The sequence below is a fragment of the Arthrobacter sp. 10N410 genome, from assembly GCF_056394945.1.
Genome location: NZ_JBFTIP010000003.1, coordinates 577,620 through 594,009 on the forward strand (window position 1 = coordinate 577,620; position 16,390 = coordinate 594,009).

16 protein-coding genes are annotated in these 16,390 nt (G+C 69.1%); 11 read left to right on the top strand and 5 right to left on the bottom strand.

Annotated elements, in window-relative coordinates; all coding sequences use genetic code 11:
* Positions 1 to 53: 53 nt before the first annotated feature.
* From AC1DB8_RS10395 to AC1DB8_RS10410, 4 genes are all read right to left on the bottom strand, one after another.
* Entirely contained in the window at positions 54 to 1,688 is a 1,635-nt protein-coding gene (locus tag AC1DB8_RS10395) for a fucose isomerase (RefSeq protein ID WP_441418051.1), read from the bottom strand.
* Positions 1,685 to 3,217, bottom strand: a complete 1,533-nt coding sequence (locus AC1DB8_RS10400) for an FGGY-family carbohydrate kinase (protein ID WP_476892963.1) — start codon at positions 3,215 to 3,217, stop codon at positions 1,685 to 1,687. The genes AC1DB8_RS10395 and AC1DB8_RS10400 overlap by 4 nt, the downstream gene beginning before the upstream one ends.
* Entirely contained in the window at positions 3,214 to 3,969 is a 756-nt protein-coding gene (locus tag AC1DB8_RS10405) for an SDR family NAD(P)-dependent oxidoreductase (RefSeq protein WP_441418053.1), read from the bottom strand. The genes AC1DB8_RS10400 and AC1DB8_RS10405 overlap by 4 nt, the downstream gene beginning before the upstream one ends.
* A 111-nt stretch (positions 3,970 to 4,080) precedes the next feature.
* Positions 4,081 to 4,941 carry a fumarylacetoacetate hydrolase family protein gene (locus tag AC1DB8_RS10410; protein WP_476892964.1) on the bottom strand — a complete coding sequence of 287 codons (861 nt, stop codon included), beginning with the start codon at positions 4,939 to 4,941 and terminating at the stop codon, positions 4,081 to 4,083.
* A gap of 193 nt (positions 4,942 to 5,134) precedes the next feature.
* Here AC1DB8_RS10410 and AC1DB8_RS10415 point away from each other — a divergent pair, with 193 nt between their 5' ends.
* From AC1DB8_RS10415 to AC1DB8_RS10465, 11 genes are all read left to right on the top strand, one after another.
* Complete coding sequence (locus tag AC1DB8_RS10415; protein ID WP_476892965.1) at positions 5,135 to 6,454, top strand: enolase C-terminal domain-like protein; 1,320 nt, start codon at positions 5,135 to 5,137, stop codon at positions 6,452 to 6,454.
* A 4-nt stretch (positions 6,455 to 6,458) separates the two neighbouring features.
* A complete protein-coding gene (locus AC1DB8_RS10420; protein ID WP_441418056.1) occupies positions 6,459 to 6,788 on the top strand; it encodes an L-rhamnose mutarotase in 330 nt (109 codons plus the stop codon).
* Positions 6,785 to 7,741 (top strand): aldo/keto reductase, encoded by a 957-nt coding sequence (locus AC1DB8_RS10425; RefSeq protein WP_441418057.1) that lies wholly within the window; start codon positions 6,785 to 6,787, stop codon positions 7,739 to 7,741. The genes AC1DB8_RS10420 and AC1DB8_RS10425 overlap by 4 nt, the downstream gene beginning before the upstream one ends.
* The gene (locus AC1DB8_RS10430) at positions 7,738 to 8,589 is read left to right on the top strand and encodes an amidohydrolase family protein (RefSeq protein WP_441418058.1); all 852 of its coding nucleotides are present in this window, start codon (positions 7,738 to 7,740) and stop codon (positions 8,587 to 8,589) included. Before AC1DB8_RS10425 ends, AC1DB8_RS10430 begins: the two co-directional genes overlap by 4 nt.
* 83 nt (positions 8,590 to 8,672) lie before the next feature.
* Positions 8,673 to 9,509 (top strand): GntR family transcriptional regulator, encoded by an 837-nt coding sequence (locus AC1DB8_RS10435; protein ID WP_441418059.1) that lies wholly within the window; start codon positions 8,673 to 8,675, stop codon positions 9,507 to 9,509.
* Between the two features lie 125 nt (positions 9,510 to 9,634).
* Positions 9,635 to 10,219, top strand: a complete 585-nt coding sequence (locus tag AC1DB8_RS10440; RefSeq protein WP_441418060.1) for a glucose-6-phosphate isomerase family protein — start codon at positions 9,635 to 9,637, stop codon at positions 10,217 to 10,219.
* 18 nt (positions 10,220 to 10,237) lie between these two features.
* Entirely contained in the window at positions 10,238 to 11,740 is a 1,503-nt protein-coding gene (gene xylB / locus AC1DB8_RS10445) for a xylulokinase (RefSeq protein WP_476892966.1), read from the top strand.
* A complete protein-coding gene (locus tag AC1DB8_RS10450; protein WP_476892967.1) occupies positions 11,740 to 12,708 on the top strand; it encodes an NAD(P)-dependent oxidoreductase in 969 nt (322 codons plus the stop codon). Before xylB ends, AC1DB8_RS10450 begins: the two co-directional genes overlap by 1 nt.
* On the top strand, positions 12,708 to 13,343 hold the full coding sequence (locus AC1DB8_RS10455) for a bifunctional 4-hydroxy-2-oxoglutarate aldolase/2-dehydro-3-deoxy-phosphogluconate aldolase (protein ID WP_441418063.1): 636 nt from the start codon (positions 12,708 to 12,710) through the stop codon (positions 13,341 to 13,343). The genes AC1DB8_RS10450 and AC1DB8_RS10455 overlap by 1 nt, the downstream gene beginning before the upstream one ends.
* Positions 13,340 to 14,254: a shikimate dehydrogenase family protein gene (locus AC1DB8_RS10460; RefSeq protein ID WP_476892968.1), complete on the top strand. Its 915-nt coding sequence runs from the start codon at positions 13,340 to 13,342 to the stop codon at positions 14,252 to 14,254. The genes AC1DB8_RS10455 and AC1DB8_RS10460 overlap by 4 nt, the downstream gene beginning before the upstream one ends.
* Positions 14,251 to 15,246, top strand: a complete 996-nt coding sequence (locus tag AC1DB8_RS10465; RefSeq protein WP_476892969.1) for a phosphotriesterase family protein — start codon at positions 14,251 to 14,253, stop codon at positions 15,244 to 15,246. Before AC1DB8_RS10460 ends, AC1DB8_RS10465 begins: the two co-directional genes overlap by 4 nt.
* A 117-nt stretch (positions 15,247 to 15,363) precedes the next feature.
* Here the strand turns inward: AC1DB8_RS10465 and AC1DB8_RS10470 are convergent, their stop codons facing one another.
* Positions 15,364 to 16,347, bottom strand: a complete 984-nt coding sequence (locus AC1DB8_RS10470) for an ABC transporter substrate-binding protein (RefSeq protein ID WP_441418066.1) — start codon at positions 16,345 to 16,347, stop codon at positions 15,364 to 15,366.
* Positions 16,348 to 16,390: the final 43 nt, after the last annotated feature.

Here is a 16,390-nt window from a genome sequence, read left to right on the forward strand (position 1 = left end):
CGGCCGTTGCCGTCCCCAGACCTCAGGGACGGCCAGCCGCCGCCACCTGTCCCCTAGAGTGCCACGTCGCCGCAGAGGTGGACCTGCACCCCTAGCTCGGCAAAGAATGCGGCCTTGGCTTCCAGCGCCTTGTCCGCCGTGGCGGCGTCCGGGGCGTAGACCACCTGGGCGTGGTTGGCCTTGTGGCGGGCCATCAGCTGATCTCGGCTGACGCCGTCGAGGACGGCGTGCATGATCGGCCACTGCGGGTCGGTCGCGTCCAGCCGGCGTTGGGTCTCCTCCGCCGGAAGCTCGACGACGTGGCCGCGGCCCAGGTCCACGTGCAGCCGGTCGTCCATGATGAAGACCCGGGACCAGACGATCTCCCCCGGCTTGGAGACACCGCTGAGGGTGCCGCCTCCCAGCGGAAAGAACATCTCGGGCTGGCGCATGGAGTACGACTTGTCGTAGCCGCCATTGTGGGAGGCCGGCACGGAGCCGGAGATCTCGAAGACCCAGACGAACTCGCCGTCGTAGTCGGCACCCCAGCGCACGTCGTGCAGCGTGGTGGCAGGATCGAGCCCCATCGCGGTCCAAATCCGGTTGGTGATGAGGGCGTCGACGGCGACCCCCTCGTCCACCTCGTTGAAGTGCGGCAGCGCCTTTCCGGCGAACAGTTCCCGGCCGCCGTCGCGGGAGTAGACGGGCGGGCGCTGGACGTTGTTGAGCAGGCCTTCGGCCAGGTCGGACGCCGGGACGGTGTCCTTGAGGCCCTGCTGGTACTGGATGCCGACGGCGTCGACGCCGTAATCGTCCGAGATGCGCAGCGCGGCAATGTACATCTTGAGCTGGCTGTGGACCTGGTCGGGGGTCAGCTCCGTCGCAGGGTCGGTGCCGAAGTGGAAGGTCAGGCCGGCGTCGTCGAGCCAGCTCTTCACCGCGTCGGCCTCTGCGTCCGGGACCTTCAGCATCTCGGCCACGAGGGCGCTCTGCGAGAGCCGCTCCTTGTAGATGCCCAGCGGGTTGAGCATTTCGTCGTCGATGATGGCGTTGTACATGCCCATGCAACCCTCGTCGAAGACGCCGATGATGGCCTTGTCGGCCATCAGCTGCTGCGCCAGGGCGCGTCCCAGCCGGACCTCCTCCGTATCCGCCAGCGGCGGCAGTTCGCGGACGTGGCTCGTGTCGTGGGTGATGCTGCCGGAGGTGAGCCAGGATTTGAGCTTGCCCACCGCCCATTCGTCGGTGAAGTCCTCGCTCCACAGCGCGGAGTAGTCGACCTTGGCCTTGGTCAGGCTTCCGGTGAGGTTAAGCAGGCCCACCAGCCCCGGGAAGTCGCCCGCCCAGTTCGCCACGACCAGGATCGGGCCGCGGTGCGTGCGCAGGCCGGCCAGGACGTGGTGGCTGTACTGCCAGACGGCCTCGACAACCACCACCGGCGCCGTCGGCGGAATGTTCTTGAAAACTTCCATACCCATGCGCTGGCTGTCGATGAAGCCATGCCCGGTGTCGGGGTTGACGCCGTGCGCGCGGACCACCTGGTAGCCGAGGGACTCCACGGCGGCCGCGAAGTGCCCTTCGAGCTGCTGCTGGGTGGGCCAGCACTTGGTGTTGGCAGCGAGCCGCAGGTCGCCGCTGCTGATGGTGTAGACCGTGTTGGCCTCGGCGTCGGGGGTTTCCGTGATGGACGGGAAGGTGTAACTGCTCATGGTGTGGTTTCCCTTTCAAGGTTTTGGGGGCTCAGACGTTCCTCGCGTCCGGCGAGGGCGTGGGCAATGTCCTGGGTGGCCGGGTAAAGGCGTAAGTAGAGGTCGTACAGCTCCTCATAGTCCGCGCTCACGGCAGGGTTGGGGTGGACGGTCCGGGCGGGCGGATTCCACTCGCTGATCCGGACCTCGGCAACCGTGCCCGCGGCCAGATACGCGGCGCCGTAGCTGGCGCCGATGGTCTGGCTCGGAATGAGCTGCGGCTGCCCGGTCACGTCGGAAACGATCTGGGTCCACAGCTCACCCTGGGTTCCGCCGCCGACGGCCACGATGCGCCGGATGTTTCCGCCGGCCAGCTCCATGGACTCGATGTTGTGCCGGACGCCCAGTGCCGTGGCCTCCAGGGCGGCGCGGTACAGGTCGCCGCGGGTGTGCGAGAGGGTCAGTCCGGCAATGATGCCGCGGGCTTGCGGATCCGCCACCGGGGTCCGTTCGCCGGCGAAGTAGGGCAGCATCAGGAGTCCACGGGCGCCGGGGCCCGAGGCGGCGGCCAGCTCCAGCAGTTCCGGGAAGTCGAGGGAGCCGAACAGTTCCTTGAGCCAGGACGTGACCGCCCCGGAGGTGGCCATCCCGCCGGCCAGGTTGCGGGTTCCCTCGAACGCGCCGACCGTCCCCCACAGCTGGGGTGAGGTGACCCGGTCCGGGACGGTGTTGACCAGGAACATGGTGGTGCCGTACATCAGCATCAGGTCGCCATTGTTCTGGCTGTCCACGCTGACGGCTTCGCTCCAGGCGTCGATGGTTCCGGCAATCACCGGGACTCCGGCCGGCAGCCCGGTGGCGACGGCGGCCTCCGCGCTGACGTACCCGGCGGTGTCGCCGGGCCAGAGCAGCGGCGGAAGTTCCAGCCCGGGAGCGATCTTGCTCGCGAAGGGCGGATACCATTCCAGCGTCCGGGTGTCGTACAACGGCGTGCACTGGCTGGCGGAGTGGTGGTCCAGCACGTACGCGCCGGTGAGCTGGTAGGCCAGCCAGGAGGAGGGCATAAAAAGCCGGCGGCTCCTGGCGAAAGTGTCCGGCTCGTGCCGGGCCAGCCACGCCAGCTTGGGCCCGACGGCCTGGGTGGACAGCACGGAACCGCAGCGCTCCATAATGAGCTCGTCGCCGCCCAACTCAGCGGTGAGGGACTCGATCTGCTCGGCGGCCCGGGAGTCGATGCCGTAAAGGATCGCCGGGCGCAGTGGGGTGCCGTCCTGGTCGGTGACGAGGACGCAGGGGCCCATACCGCTGACGCCGACGGCGACGATTTGTTCGTCCGCGCCCCGGCCAGCCAGCAGTTCGCGGCTGATCGCGGCGAATTCCTCCCACCACAGGTCCCCGTCCATCTCAGCCCAGCCCGGCCGGGGCCGGCTTACCTCGTGGCTGCGCGCGGCGGAACGGAGCACCTTGCCCTCCAGGTCCACGACGACGCCCTTGCTGCTGCTGGTGCCGATGTCGACTCCGAGCACCGCCCGGACCGGCTGATCCGTCACTGTGCCGGCCTCAGGCGCAGGCCCTGCATGCCGCCGTCAACCGCCAAGGAGGTTCCAGTCGTGGAGCCGGCGGCCGGTGATGCGAGGTAGGTGATGGCGGCCGCCACCTCGTCCGCGGTGACCAGCCGGCCGTGGGGCTGGCGGGCGTTGAGGGCGGCGCGTTCGGCCTGCGGATCGTCGCTTTGGGCCATCAGGCGGCCGATCCATGGGGTGTCAGCGGTGCCCGGGTTCACGCAGTTGACCCGGATGCCTTCGCGGATATGGTCCGCGGCCATGGCCAGCGTCAGGGACAGGACCGCGCCTTTGCTGGCACCGTACAGCGCCCGCTGCGGCAGCCCCGCCGTGGCCGCGATGGAACACGTGTTGACGATCGCGGCGGCCGGCGAGCGCCGCAGATGCGGCAGTGCGGCCCGGCTGACCCGCACCATGCCGAGCACGTTGATGTCGAGGACGCGGTGCCATTCATCGTCGTCGTTGTCCGCGATCGTGCCTTGGGCGCCGATCCCGGCGTTGTTGACGACGACGTCGATCCGGCCAAAGTGTTCGGCGACCCCCTGGACTGCCGCGACCACGGAGGCGTCGTCGGCCACGTCGCAGCGCACCGCGAAGTGCCCCTTGGCGGCGTCCTCCGGGTTCAGGTCCAGGACCGCCACCGAGGCTCCGGCGGCGGCGAGCCGGGCGGCTGCCGCGGCGCCGATGCCGGAAGCACCTCCGGTCACAATCGCGACCAGCCCATCCATCTCCGTTGTCATGCTTGTCCTTTCCAAAGACATTTAATTGCTTGCTCGCCGCCTCACCGGGCCGGGCAGGCCCGGTGAGGCAGTCAGTCTGGCGCGGCCGAGGCAGGCTGGCGCGGCGGCTGTTCAGGACTGCGCGAAGACCTGCCGCTGCCGGCCCAGGCCCTCGATCTCGACCTCGACGACGTCACCGGCTTTGAGGTACGGGAACTTGCCGGAGAGCGCCACGCCCTGCGGGGTGCCGGTGAGGACCACGTCGCCGGGCTCGAGGGTGAGGTACTGGCTCAGGTGGTGGATCAGGAAGTCGACCGGGAAGACCATGTCAGCCGTGCTGGAATCCTGGCGGGGCTCGCCGTTGACCCAGCTGCGGAGCCGGAGCCTGCCCGGATCGACCTCGTCGGCGGGCACGAGCCACGGCCCGAGCGGGGAGAACCCGGGCGAACACTTGCCCTTGGACCACTGGCCGCCGGACTCCTCGATCTGGAAGGCACGCTCGGACAGATCGTTGGCAACCAGATAGCCCGCGATGTGCGCGGCAGAGTCGGCCGGCGAGCCGAGGTAGCTGGCGCGCCGGCCGATCACCACCCCGAGTTCGACCTCCCAGTCGGTCTTGGTGGAATTGCGCGGGATGAACGCCGCATCATCCGGGCCAGCGACTGTGTTGGGCGTCTTGAGGAAGATAATGGGAACCTCGGGCGGCAGCGCCCCGGATTCGGCGGCATGCGCGGCGTAGTTCATACCCACGCAGATGACCGCGGACGGACGGGTGATCGGAGCGCCGACCCGGAGGCCGGCGGGATCCAGCGGCTCAAGCTCTCCGCGCTCCAGGGCGTTCCGCGTGGCGGCAATTCCCCCGCCGGCAAGGAACTCGCCGGTGATGTCCGAAGTCAGGGGAGATAGATCATATGTCTTTTCCGTACCTGCGCCATTTGCAGCAATCACGGCGGGGCGTTCCGCACCAGCGGGGCCCAAGCGAACCAACTTCACACTTCCTCCAAATCGGGCAACTCTGCCCGCCGCTAACCCGGCGGCCGGACCGGCCGCGCGGAAAGGTGTCGCACACCACAATACAGACCACACCGTCGTTGACAAGCCATACATCGGATGTTTACTGTCGAATTCACCGCCCGACCGGGCGACGCGAGATTCCGGGGCTGCCCGGAGCATGAGGAGTTCCCACGTGAGTACCATCACCGCCGTCACGGTCAGTGACGTCCGCTTTCCGACGTCGTCGTCCTTGGACGGCTCGGATGCCATGAATCCCGACCCGGACTACTCGGCGGCCTATCTGGTGATCGGCACCGACGCCGGCGACGACCTTGAAGGCCACGGCTTCGTCTTCACTATCGGGCGCGGCACCGAAGTGGTGGCCAGCGCCCTGACAGCCCTCGTCCCCTATCTCCAGGACCGGAACGCCGAGGAGCTGCTCGATGACATGGGCGGTACCTGGCGCTCCATGGTGCACGACTCGCAGCTGCGCTGGCTGGGGCCGGAGAAGGGGATCATGCACATGGCCATCGGGGCGGCCATCAACGCCCTGTGGGACTTGAAGGCAAAACGCGCCGGGTTGCCGCTGTGGCAGCTGCTGTCCCGGCTGTCGCCCGAAGAGCTGGTTGACCTGGTGGACTTCCGCTACCTCAGCGACGCCCTCACCCCGGAAGAGGCCCTCGCTATCCTGCGGGGCGCAGAAGCCGGCCGTCCGGGTCGAGAGTCCGAGCTGCTTCGCGCCGGCTATCCGGCGTACACCACCACCCCGGGCTGGCTCGGCTACGACGATGCCAAGCTCTCCCGGCTGTGCCGCGAGGCCGTCGCGGACGGCTTCCCGCTGGTCAAGCTCAAGGTTGGCGCCAACCTGGCGGATGACGTCCGGCGTCTGCGCGTCGCCCGGGACGCCTGCGGACCGGGCATCAAGATCGCCGTGGACGCGAACCAGCGCTGGGACACCACGGAGGCCATCGAATGGATCCGCGGCCTCGGCGACCCCGACCTCGCCTGGGTGGAGGAACCGACGAGCCCGGACGACATCCTGGCCCATGCCGCGATCGCCCGCGCCATCGCCCCGATTCCGGTGGCGACCGGGGAGCATGTCCAGAACCGGGTGGTGTTCAAGCAGATGCTGCAGGCCGGATCCCTCGAGGTGCTGCAGCTCGACGCGGCGCGAGTTGCCGGCGTGAACGAAAACATCGCCATCCTGCTCCTCGCGGCCAAGTTCGGGGTCCGGGTCTGCCCGCACGCCGGCGGCGTAGGCCTCTGCGAAGCCGTCCAGCACCTCTCGATGTTCGACTACGTGGCAGTTTCCGGGCAGCTCGAGGGCAGGATGATCGAATTCGTCGACCACCTCCATGAGCACTTCGTCGTCCCGGTCGACGTCCATGGCGGGCGCTACTGGCCCCCGGCCGCCCCGGGCGGCGGCAGCGAAATGAAAGCGCACTCGCTCGCTGAGTTCTCCTTCCCGGCCGGTCCGGCGTGGTCCTCTCCGGCTGAAGCTGTGGCAGGCTAATCCGATGAGCACAACCCCGGAACGCATCGCCCTGCACACCCGGCTCAAGCCCGGCCGCGAGGCCGACTACGACCGGATCCATGCGCGGATTCCCGCCGAGCTCGCGGACGCCATGCGCGGGATCGGCGTCCACAGCTGGCGGATCTGGCGCAGCGGACGCGAACTTTTCCACGTCGTGGAGGTCGAGGACTACGCCACCATGCGCAAGTTCCTGGCCGAGCACCCTGCGAACGTCCCCTGGCAGGCGGAAATGGCCGAGCTCCTCGAGGTCGAGGACGACTATTCGGGCGAGGACCGCGGCATCCCGATGGTGTGGGAGCTTGCACGGCAATGACGCAACTGCCCCTCGGCCGGCTGGGCTACGGCGCCGCCGCTCTCGGGAACCTGTATTCGAGCATGGATGACGACGACGCCCGCCGCACCCTGGAGGCCGCCTGGCTTGGCGGGATCCGCTATTTCGATACGGCGCCGCACTATGGACTCGGGCTCTCGGAACGGCGGCTCGGCGACTTCCTCCGCACCTGCCCCCGGGAGGACTACGTCATCTCCACCAAAGCCGGCCGCCTGCTGGAGCCCAATCCGGCCTTCCGGCCCGGCGAACCGGACACCGAGGGCTTCGCCGTCCCGGCCCGGAGCACCCGGCGGTGGGACTTCACCGAGCGCGGCATCCGGCAAAGCCTGGAGGACTCCCTGGACCGCATGGGCATCTCCCGGGTGGACATCCTCTACCTGCACGACCCCGATGCCTACGACATGGACGCCGCTCTCAGTGAGGCCCTGCCGGCCCTGCAGCGGTTGAAGGCCGAGGGCCTCGTCCGGGCCATCGGGGTGGGATCCAACTCCGCGGAGGCCCTGCACACGCTCGTCGATCGCGCGGAACTGGACCTGGTCATGCTCGCCGGCCGCTTCACCTTGCTCGAGCAGCCCGCCCTGACCGGGCTGCTGCCCCGATGCGTCGAACGCGGCGTCGGCGTCGTCGCCGCCGGAGTGTTCAACTCGGGCATCCTGGCCACGGCTGAAGTCCCGGCGGATGCCCATTACAACTACGGACCGGCGCCGCAAGAGCTGCTGGCCCGGGCACGGCGGCTTGCCGCCGTCTGCGCCTCGTTCGGGGTGGACCTGCCCGACGCCGCCATCCAGTACCCACTGCGGCACCCGGCCGTGTGCAATGTGGTCATCGGGGCGCGGGGCGCGGAGCAGATCAGTGCCAACATCGCCGGCATGGACCGGGCGCTCCCCCGGGACCTTTGGGACGCGCTCGAAGCGGAGGGGCTGATTCCCCGGTGAGCGGGCTGCCCACGGTGGACTCGCACCTGCACCTGTGGTGCCTGGGCCGCAGCCGGTATGGCTGGCTGGATTCGGTGCCGGAGCTGAAGCGGACCTTCACCGCCGCGCAGGCCCGGACTGAGCTCGATGCGGCCGGCGTGGCGGAGGCGATCCTCGTCCAGGCGGACGACACGCTGGAGGACACCGGGTTCCTGCTGGAAACGGCGGATGCCGAGCCGTGGATCCGCGGGGTGGTCGGCTGGATCCAGCTGGACTCGCCCGCCCGCGCAGGGGCCCAGCTGGACCAGTGGCTGGAATCGGACAAGTTCTGCGGGGTCCGGCACCTGGTCCACGACGACCCGCGGGACGGCTTCCTCGCCCTCGCCCCGGTCCGCGAATCGCTCTCCCTGCTCGCCGCGGCCGGCCTGCCCTTCGACGTCCCCGACGCATTCCCGCGCCATCTGGGGGCCGCGGCCGACCTGGCCGGGGCACTGCCGGAGCTCACCGTCGTCGTGGACCACCTGGGCAAACCGCCGCTCACCGACCCGGACGCGATGGCGCGATGGCGCCGCGAACTGACCGCGTGTGCGGGCCGCCCCAACACGGTGGCGAAGCTCTCCGGACTTCATATTCCCGGTGCAGAATATAACGCTTCCGCCTTGGCGCCGGTGTTCCACGAGTCCCTCGAGCTGTTCGGTGCGGAACGGCTCATGTACGGCGGCGACTGGCCCGTGTCGGTCCTCTCCGGCGGCTATCAGCAGACCTGGCAGGTGCTGAAGGAACTGATCGAAACGCTCAGCCCCGCCGAACAGGACAACGTCCTCGCCGCCACGGCGCGGCGGGTATATCGCCGCGGCACGGTAGCCTGATCTTTCCCGCCCGGGGCCTGTGGCGCCCGGTCTAAGATGTTCTTCAGGCGTGCCGACGCCGGATGCACAGAATGGCGCTTCCCATGACAAACCCCCCAGCCGCAGCCCCCGCGCACACCGCGGTGCCGAGCGACGCCTCCCCGGCCAAGATGGTCAAGGACGCATCGCTGCCGATGTACAAACAGCTGTGCGACCAGCTGATCCTGGAAATCTCAACCCGCAAGCTGGCACCGGGATACCGTCTCCCTGGCGAGCACGGGATGTGCGAACTGTACGGGGTTTCCCGCACCGTGGTCCGGCAGGCGCTCGGGCAGCTCGAACACGACGGCGTGATCGAACGGGTCAAGGGCAAGGGCACCTTCGTGGCCCCCCGCAAGGTCTCCGAAAGCCTGGTCCATACCCTGCGCGGCCTTTACGCGGACGTGGAATCCCGAGGCGGCAGCGTCTACAGCGATGTCCGCCGCCAGGAGCTAGTCCCGGCCGACGACACGGTGGCCGAGGCGCTCCGGATCCCAGCGGGCGAACCCGTCGTCGCCCTTGAGCGGCTCCGCTACGTTGAGGATTCCCCCTGGTCCCTCACCACGACCTACCTTCCCGGCGACATGGCCGAGATCGTGCTTGGGGCCGACCTCCGCAACCAGTCGCTGTACGCCTTGCTGGCCAGCAAGGGCATCCGGGCGCACCACGGCATTCGCTCGGTCGAGGCCACGGTGGCAAACAAGACGCAGGCCGAGGCGCTGGGCATCGTGAAGGGCGCCCCGCTGATGCAGCTGCGGAGCATCGTCTACGACGCGGCGGACCGGCCGCTGGAATTCTTCGTGGCCCACCACCGCGGAGACCAGAGCCGTTTTGAGGTGGTCATTGACGCCGCCTCGGCGGGCTCCGGCACGGCTGGCTTCCACCGGGTCACCACCGGCTGAACGCCCGGGCCGGGCAGGCCCGCGCCTCCTGACGATTCCCAAGGACCCACTGGGCATGTAACCTGTAATTACAGGTTGCCGCTTCGGCAACGGACCATTTGCTGATCCTCAGGAGACTGCTGCCCGTGAGCGAATTCATCACTCCCCCCGTTCCGCCCATGACCATCCGCTTCGACGCGCAGGCCGGCACTCTGTCGCCGCAAGGCCCGACGCTGGAACGCCGCATGTCGGACCTTGAAGGCCTGTTCGCCGACAAGGACGCCTGGAACGAGGCCGTCGCCAACGGCAACCCCGTGGTCTACTCGGTGGTTTCCACGCCGGTGCCGGAAGCGGACCGGGAACTCCCGCAGTCCATCACCACGATCCAGCCCGGCACCACCGCCGGGGAGTTCTGGATGACCAAGGGACACCAGCACCCGAACCACCAGGGCGAAATCTACCTGGGCATCTCCGGGCAGGGCGGGCTGCTGATGTTCGACGGCGAGAACACTTCCTGGGTTGACATGGCCCCCGGCGTGATCGGCTACATTCCGCCGGGCTGGGCGCACCGCAGTATCAACGTGGGCTCCGAGCCCTACAAGTTCCTCGCGGTCTACCCGGGCTGCGCGGGCCACGACTACGGCTGGGTCCTTGAACACGGCATGGGCCAGCGCGTCTACTCCGCGGACTCCGGCCACGAGTTCGCACCCTTCTTCGCAGCACAGGCCTAAGACGGAAGGACCGGTCCCATGATCATCGCTCACGATCTCGGCACGACGGGCAACAAGGCATCCCTGCACGAGGCTGACGGAACCCTCCTGCGGGCCGTCACCATTGGCTACGAGCCGCACTTCGCTGCCGGCGGCCGCGCCGAGCAGGACCCCGACGTCTGGTGGAACGCGGTGGTCCAGGCCACGCAAAAACTGCTGGCCGAGACCGGCATCGATCCGTCATCGGTGCAGGGCCTGGTGGTCGGCGGGCAGATGATGGGGGCCGTGCTCCTCGACGGCAACTACGCGCCGGTCCGGCCCGCCCTGATCTGGGCCGACCACCGGAGCGTCGCCCAGTCCGACGAACTGGCCGGGGCCTTCGACGAGCAGGAGGCCTACGCCATGCTCGGCCACCGGATCAACCCCACCTATTCGCTGAGCAAGGTCATGTGGGTCCGGGACAACGAGCCCGAGGTCTTCAGCCGGGTCCGCCACCTCTGCCTTGCCAAGGACTACGTGGTGCACCGTCTCACCGGGCGGCTCGCGACGGATTACTCCGACGCCTCCGCCACGAACGCCTACGACCAGACCACCGGAACCTGGTCCGAGCGGATGCTGACCGCCGCCCGGATCGATCCGGCACTGTTTCCCGAAATCCTCAAGTCCACCGACGTCGTCGGTCCCCTCACCTCCGCCGCTGCGGCGGCCACCGGCCTGGGAACCTCGACGTCTGTGGTGATGGGCGGCGGTGACGGCCCGGTCGCGGCCGTAGGCGCCGGCGTCGTCTCCGAGGACGACCAGGCGTACGTCTACCTTGGCTCCTCCTCGTGGGTGCAGATCGTCACGGCCGCGCCGCTGATCGACCCGCTCCGCCGGACCATGACGTTCGACCATGTCATTGACGGGAAGTACGTCCCGACCGCGACCATGCAGGCCGGCGGCGCGTCCCTCCAGTGGGCCGTCGGACTGTTTTCCGACCGCGGCGAGAAGGACCGCTTTGATCGGCTCATTGCCGAAGCGGCCGGGGCAACTGCGAGCGAGTCGGGACTGTACTTCCTGCCGCACCTGCTCGGCGAGCGCTCTCCCTATTGGAACCCCCAGGCCGCCGGCGCGTTCGTCGGCCTCGAGATGCACCACGGCCGTGCGAACATGATCCGCTCCGTCCTCGAGGGTGTGGCCTTCAACCTGGGAACGTGCGTCAACGCCTTCAACGACGCCGGGGCGGCCATCAGCCGGATCGACGCCATTGGCGGCGGTGCGGCCAGCGACACCTGGCTGCAGATCATGGCCGACGTCTGGGGCGTGACCGTCCGGCGCCGGAGCATCGTCGAAGAGGCCAACAGCCTCGGCGCCGCCGTGACCGCCAGCGTGGGACTCGGACTCGTGGACGACTTCAGCGTCGCCCGGGACCTGTCCCGGGTGACGGCCGAGTTCCAGCCCGACCGCGAAGCGCACGAGCGCTACACGGCCGCCCACCAGATATTCCTCGACGCCTACGGCCAGCTGGAACCGTGGTTCCCCACCCGCCGGGGGAAACACTGATGCCGGTCATCCTCGTCACCTCCCGCTCCTTCTCCTCCGGCGAACAAGACCTGGTCTCCCGCCTGGAAAGCCGCGGCCACACCGTTCGGCGTGGCCCCTCGGACCACTCCCTGGACGCCATCGGCGCCGATCTGGCGGTGGCGGACGGGTGGATCGCCGGAACCGGCGAGGTCACCGCGGCCCACCTGGACGCGGCGCCGCGGCTGAAAGTCCTGGCCCGCTACGGGGTGGGGTTCGAAGCCGTGGACGTCCGGGCCGCAGCCGAGCGGGGCGTGGTGGTCACGAACACCCCCGGCGCCAATTCCAATGCTGTCGCCGAGCATGCCCTGGCTCTCATGCTGTCCGTCCTGCGCACCGTTCCGGAGGGCGACCGCCGGGTGCGGAACCGGGACTGGTCGGTCATCCGGGGCCGCGAGCTGGGCTCGCTGACCGTGGGCCTGGTGGGCTTCGGCCGGATCGGGCAAATCGTGGCCCGCTTGCTCTCCGGATTCGGTTCCACCGTGTACGCCTCGGACCCGTTCATGGGACCCGAGCTGATCCGGAGCCTCGGCGCCGAGCCCCTGGACCTGGCGGAAATGGCGGCCACCTGCGACGTGATCTCCCTGCACGCCCCGGGTGGCCAGCAGCTCATCGACGCGGCCTGGCTGGCCGCCGCTGCGAAACCGCTCGTCGTGGTCAACACCGCCCGACCGGAACTCGTGGATGAGGAGGCGGTCGCCGAGGCCCTGCGCACCGGAGTGCTCGCCGCCTTCGCCGCGGACACCCTGCGCGGAGACACGAGCGGGCAGGACTCCCCCGTGCTCGATCCGCAGCTCGCGGCCCGGGTGGTCATCACTCCGCACTTCGGGGCGCAGACCGTCCAGGCCGTCGACGGCATGGGGTCCATCGCCGTGGACAACCTGCTGGCCGTCCTGGAAGGGCGGACGCCGCCCAACCCCGTCAGCCCGACTCCTACGAAAGTGAACTAATGGCCGACCTCCTCAAACTCAGGCAGACCGGGATCCTCGCCGTCGTGCGGGCTCCCAGCACCGAGAGCGCCATCCGCGGCGCCGCCGCCCTGCTGGAAGGGGGTGTGACCGGACTGGAAATCACCTATTCCACCCCGGATGCCCCCGCCGTCATCCGCGCCCTGCGCGCCGAATACGGCGACAAGATCTACCTGGGCGCCGGCACCGTGCTCACCCGGGCCCAGGCCGAGGACGCCGTCGACGCCGGCGCGGAGTTCCTCGTCAGCCCCGGCACCGTCGCCGGGACCGTGACGGCAATGAAGGCCACCGGATCCCTCGTCATGGCCGGTGCCCTGACGCCCACCGAGGTTCTCACCGCGGTCGGCCTGGGTGCCGACGTCGTCAAGATCTTCCCCGCCTCCCTTGGCGGCCCCTCCTACTTCCGGGCGCTCCGCGGCCCGCTGCCGGACGTTCCCCTGATGCCCACCGGAGGGGTCACCCCCGGCAACATCGGTGACTGGTTCGACGCCGGAGCCGTCGCCGTCGGGGCCGGCGGCGACCTCTGCTCCACCGCAGACCTCGCTGCCGGACGCTACGACCTGGTCCGCGAGAAGGCCCTCAACTTCAGCGCCGCCTTGGAAAGGACGCTTGCATGAACGGCTACATGGGATTTGTCGGTGTGACCACCTCGGGGTCCTCGATCATGAAGATCTTTCCGCAGTGGGCCCGGATCCTCCAGCTGCCCACCGACCGGCTCACCGGCCACGACCTCCCCCTGGGGGCCAGCCGGGAACAGTACCGGGAGCTCGTCACCCGGATCCGCGACGACAAGGACCACCGCGGCGCCCTGGTCACAACCCACAAGATGGACCTTTACCAGGCCGCCCACGACCTTTTCGACGAGGTTGACGAGTTCGGCCGGCTCTGCGGCGAAATCTCCAGCATCTCCAAGCGGGACGGCCGTCTCATCGGCCACGCCAAGGACCCCATCACCGCGGGCCTGGCGCTCGAGGAATTCCTGCCGCCGGGCCACTTCAAGGAAACCGGCGCGCACGTCATCTGCCTGGGCGCCGGCGGCGCCGGAACCGCCCTGAGCTGGTACCTGGCCGGCCACACGGACGCGCCGGAGAAGATTGTCTGCACCGACACCAGCCCCGTCCGGCTCCAGCACCTGGCCGACGTCCACGCCCGGGGCCAGCTCCCCGCCGCCCTCTTCGAGTACCGGCTGATCGAGGGCCCCGGGGACACCGCGCGGGTGATGGCCGAAGCCCCGGCGGGCAGCCTCGTGGTCAATGCCAGCGGCCTCGGCAAGGACCGGCCGGGATCGCCCCTCCCGGACGGCGTCGATTTTCCCCGCGACGCGATCGTGTGGGAGTTCAACTACCGCGGCTCCCTCGAGTTCCTGGCCCAGGCCCGGGAACAGGCGGAACGGCGCCAGCTGACCGTCGTAGACGGCTGGCGCTATTTCATCCACGGCTGGAGCCAGGTCATCGCCGAGGTGTTCGACGTCGAACTCACCGACCAGCTGCTGGACCAGCTGGCCGAAGCCGCGGCCAGCGCAAGATGACCTTCGTCCGCACCGTCCTCGGCGACATCGAACCGGCGTCGCTCGGACCGACGAACTACCACGAGCACCTGTTCCAGTCCTCTCCTCTGTTGCCCGGGGACGAGCTGGACGACGAGGCGCTGTCCGGCCGGGAAGCAGCCCTGCTGCGCGGCGCCGGCATGACGGCGATGGTGGAGGCGACCCCGCTCGGCCTGGGGCGCAATCCCGCGGCGGCGGCACGCATCGCCGCCGCCGCGGGGCTGCACATCGTCGCCACCACGGGTGCCCACCGGGAGGCGCACTACCCCGAAGGGCACTGGTTGCGCGGGGAGCGGGAAGAGAAACTTGCCCGGCGGTTCACCATTGAGCTCACGGCAGGCTGCGGGTCACCCGACGAATCCGCAGCGCCATCGGCGGCCGCCTCCGGCCCGGAGGCCGGCGCTGCCGTCTCCGGCCCGGCGCCGGTGCGCGCTGGGCTGTTGAAGGCCGGGATCGGCTACTGGTCCATCACGGCCTTCGAACGCCGCGTGCTGGCGGCCGTGGCGGTGGCCCACGCCGTCACCGGCGCCCCGGTCATGGTCCACCTGGAGTTCTGCACGGCAGCCCACGAACTGCTCGACCTCCTGGCCGCCGCCGGCGTCCCGGAGTCCCGCGTGGTCCTGGCCCACGCCGACCGCAACCCCGACGCCGGGCTGCACCTCGAGCTGGCCTCCCGCGGCGCCTACCTGGGCTACGACGGCATGGCCCGGCCCAAGGGCCGCACGGACGCGGAGATCATCACCCTCGCCGAGCAGGTCATCGCCGGCGGCGGTGGAGGCCGCCTGCTGCTCGGCGGCGACGTCGCCCGGCGCACCCGGTACGTCTCCTATGGCGGGATGCCCGGCCTGGCCTACCTCTCCGAGCGCTTCGTTCCGCGGCTCGCGGACCGCGTCGGCGCTGCCGCGGTGGACCGGATCCTGGTGGGCAATGCCGCCCGGGTGCTGCAGTGGCGCACCGGCCCCGAGCCCGACTAGGCAACGCCGGTCCGCCGACCGGCCGCAGCACACACAGAGAGAGGCCCCGGAGAAATCCGGGGCCTCTCTCTGTGTGTGCTGCCAGGTGCAGCGGCCGCTGCTTAGTGGTGGAGCAGCTTACTGGTAGAGGACAGCTGCGATCTTGGCGTCGTCCATGTTGTTCTTGTCGTACCAGTAGAACGGGGTGTCAGTGACCTTCGCCATGGACTTGCCCTTGGAGGCGTCAATCGCGGCCTGCACCGTGGCGGCACCCATGCCGATCGGATCCTGCGTGATGGCGCCGGCCATCAGACCGCTGCGGATCGCGTCGAGCTGGGCTTTGCCGGAGTCGAAGCCGATGACGGTGAGCTTGCCCGGCTTGAGGCCGAGTTCGGTGACGGCGTTGACGATGCCGACGGCCGAGCCCTCGTTGGTGCCGTAGAGGCCCTTGAGGTTCGGGTGGGCCTGGATCATCGCCTTGGCGATGTCCGCGGACTTCAGGTGGTCACCGTCGCCGTACTGGACGTCGACAACCTTGATGTCCGGATACTTGGCCTTCATCTCGTTCAGGAAGCCGTCGCGGCGTTCCACACCGGTGCTGTTGATCTGGCTGTGGCCGACGACGGCGATCTCGCCGCTCTTGCCGATCAGTTCAGCCATGTGGTCGGCCGCCATGGCGCCGGCATCCATGCTGTTGGTCTTGGCCAGGTTCACCGGGTAGTCGCTCTTGCAGCCGGCGTCGAACTGGACCACGGGGATGTTGGCTGCCTTGGCCTGCTCAATCGCCGGGACACAGGCTTCCGGGTCCAGGGCGGCGTAGGCGATCGCCGTCGGCTTCTTGTCGATGGCCGCCTGGAGCATCTGCAGCTGCGAATCGACTTCGGTTTCGGCAGCCGGGCCCTCGAAGGTGATCTTGACGTTGAGTTCCTTGGCCTTATCCTCGGCACCCTTCTTCACAGCCTGCCAGAACTGGTGCTGGAAGCCCTTGGAAATCATGGCCACGTACGGGGTACCGCCATCGCCCCCGCCGCTGGGGGTCGCGCTGCCGGAGCCGCCGCAGGCGGTCAAGGAAAGAGCTGCGGCGAGGACGCCCGCCGCGAGGGTCTTTTTACCGAGTTTCATGTAAATCTCCATCCAGTGAGCGGGCCGGCAACATTGCGGGCCC

What these genes read in the sequence shown, in the direction of transcription:
- AC1DB8_RS10425 (WP_441418057.1), top strand. Translation starts at nt 6,785, where the DNA reads ATGACGCAACTGCCCCTCGGCCGGCTGGGCTACGGCGCCGCCGCTCTC.
- AC1DB8_RS10405 (WP_441418053.1), bottom strand. Translation starts at nt 3,969, where the DNA reads ATGACAACGGAGATGGATGGGCTGGTCGCGATTGTGACCGGAGGTGCT.
- AC1DB8_RS10460 (WP_476892968.1), top strand. Translation starts at nt 13,340, where the DNA reads ATGAACGGCTACATGGGATTTGTCGGTGTGACCACCTCGGGGTCCTCG.
- xylB (WP_476892966.1), top strand. Translation starts at nt 10,238, where the DNA reads ATGATCATCGCTCACGATCTCGGCACGACGGGCAACAAGGCATCCCTG.
- AC1DB8_RS10455 (WP_441418063.1), top strand. Translation starts at nt 12,708, where the DNA reads ATGGCCGACCTCCTCAAACTCAGGCAGACCGGGATCCTCGCCGTCGTG.
- AC1DB8_RS10420 (WP_441418056.1), top strand. Translation starts at nt 6,459, where the DNA reads ATGAGCACAACCCCGGAACGCATCGCCCTGCACACCCGGCTCAAGCCC.
- AC1DB8_RS10465 (WP_476892969.1), top strand. Translation starts at nt 14,251, where the DNA reads ATGACCTTCGTCCGCACCGTCCTCGGCGACATCGAACCGGCGTCGCTC.
- AC1DB8_RS10395 (WP_441418051.1), bottom strand. Translation starts at nt 1,688, where the DNA reads ATGAGCAGTTACACCTTCCCGTCCATCACGGAAACCCCCGACGCCGAG.
- AC1DB8_RS10470 (WP_441418066.1), bottom strand. Translation starts at nt 16,347, where the DNA reads ATGAAACTCGGTAAAAAGACCCTCGCGGCGGGCGTCCTCGCCGCAGCT.
- AC1DB8_RS10435 (WP_441418059.1), top strand. Translation starts at nt 8,673, where the DNA reads ATGACAAACCCCCCAGCCGCAGCCCCCGCGCACACCGCGGTGCCGAGC.
- AC1DB8_RS10450 (WP_476892967.1), top strand. Translation starts at nt 11,740, where the DNA reads ATGCCGGTCATCCTCGTCACCTCCCGCTCCTTCTCCTCCGGCGAACAA.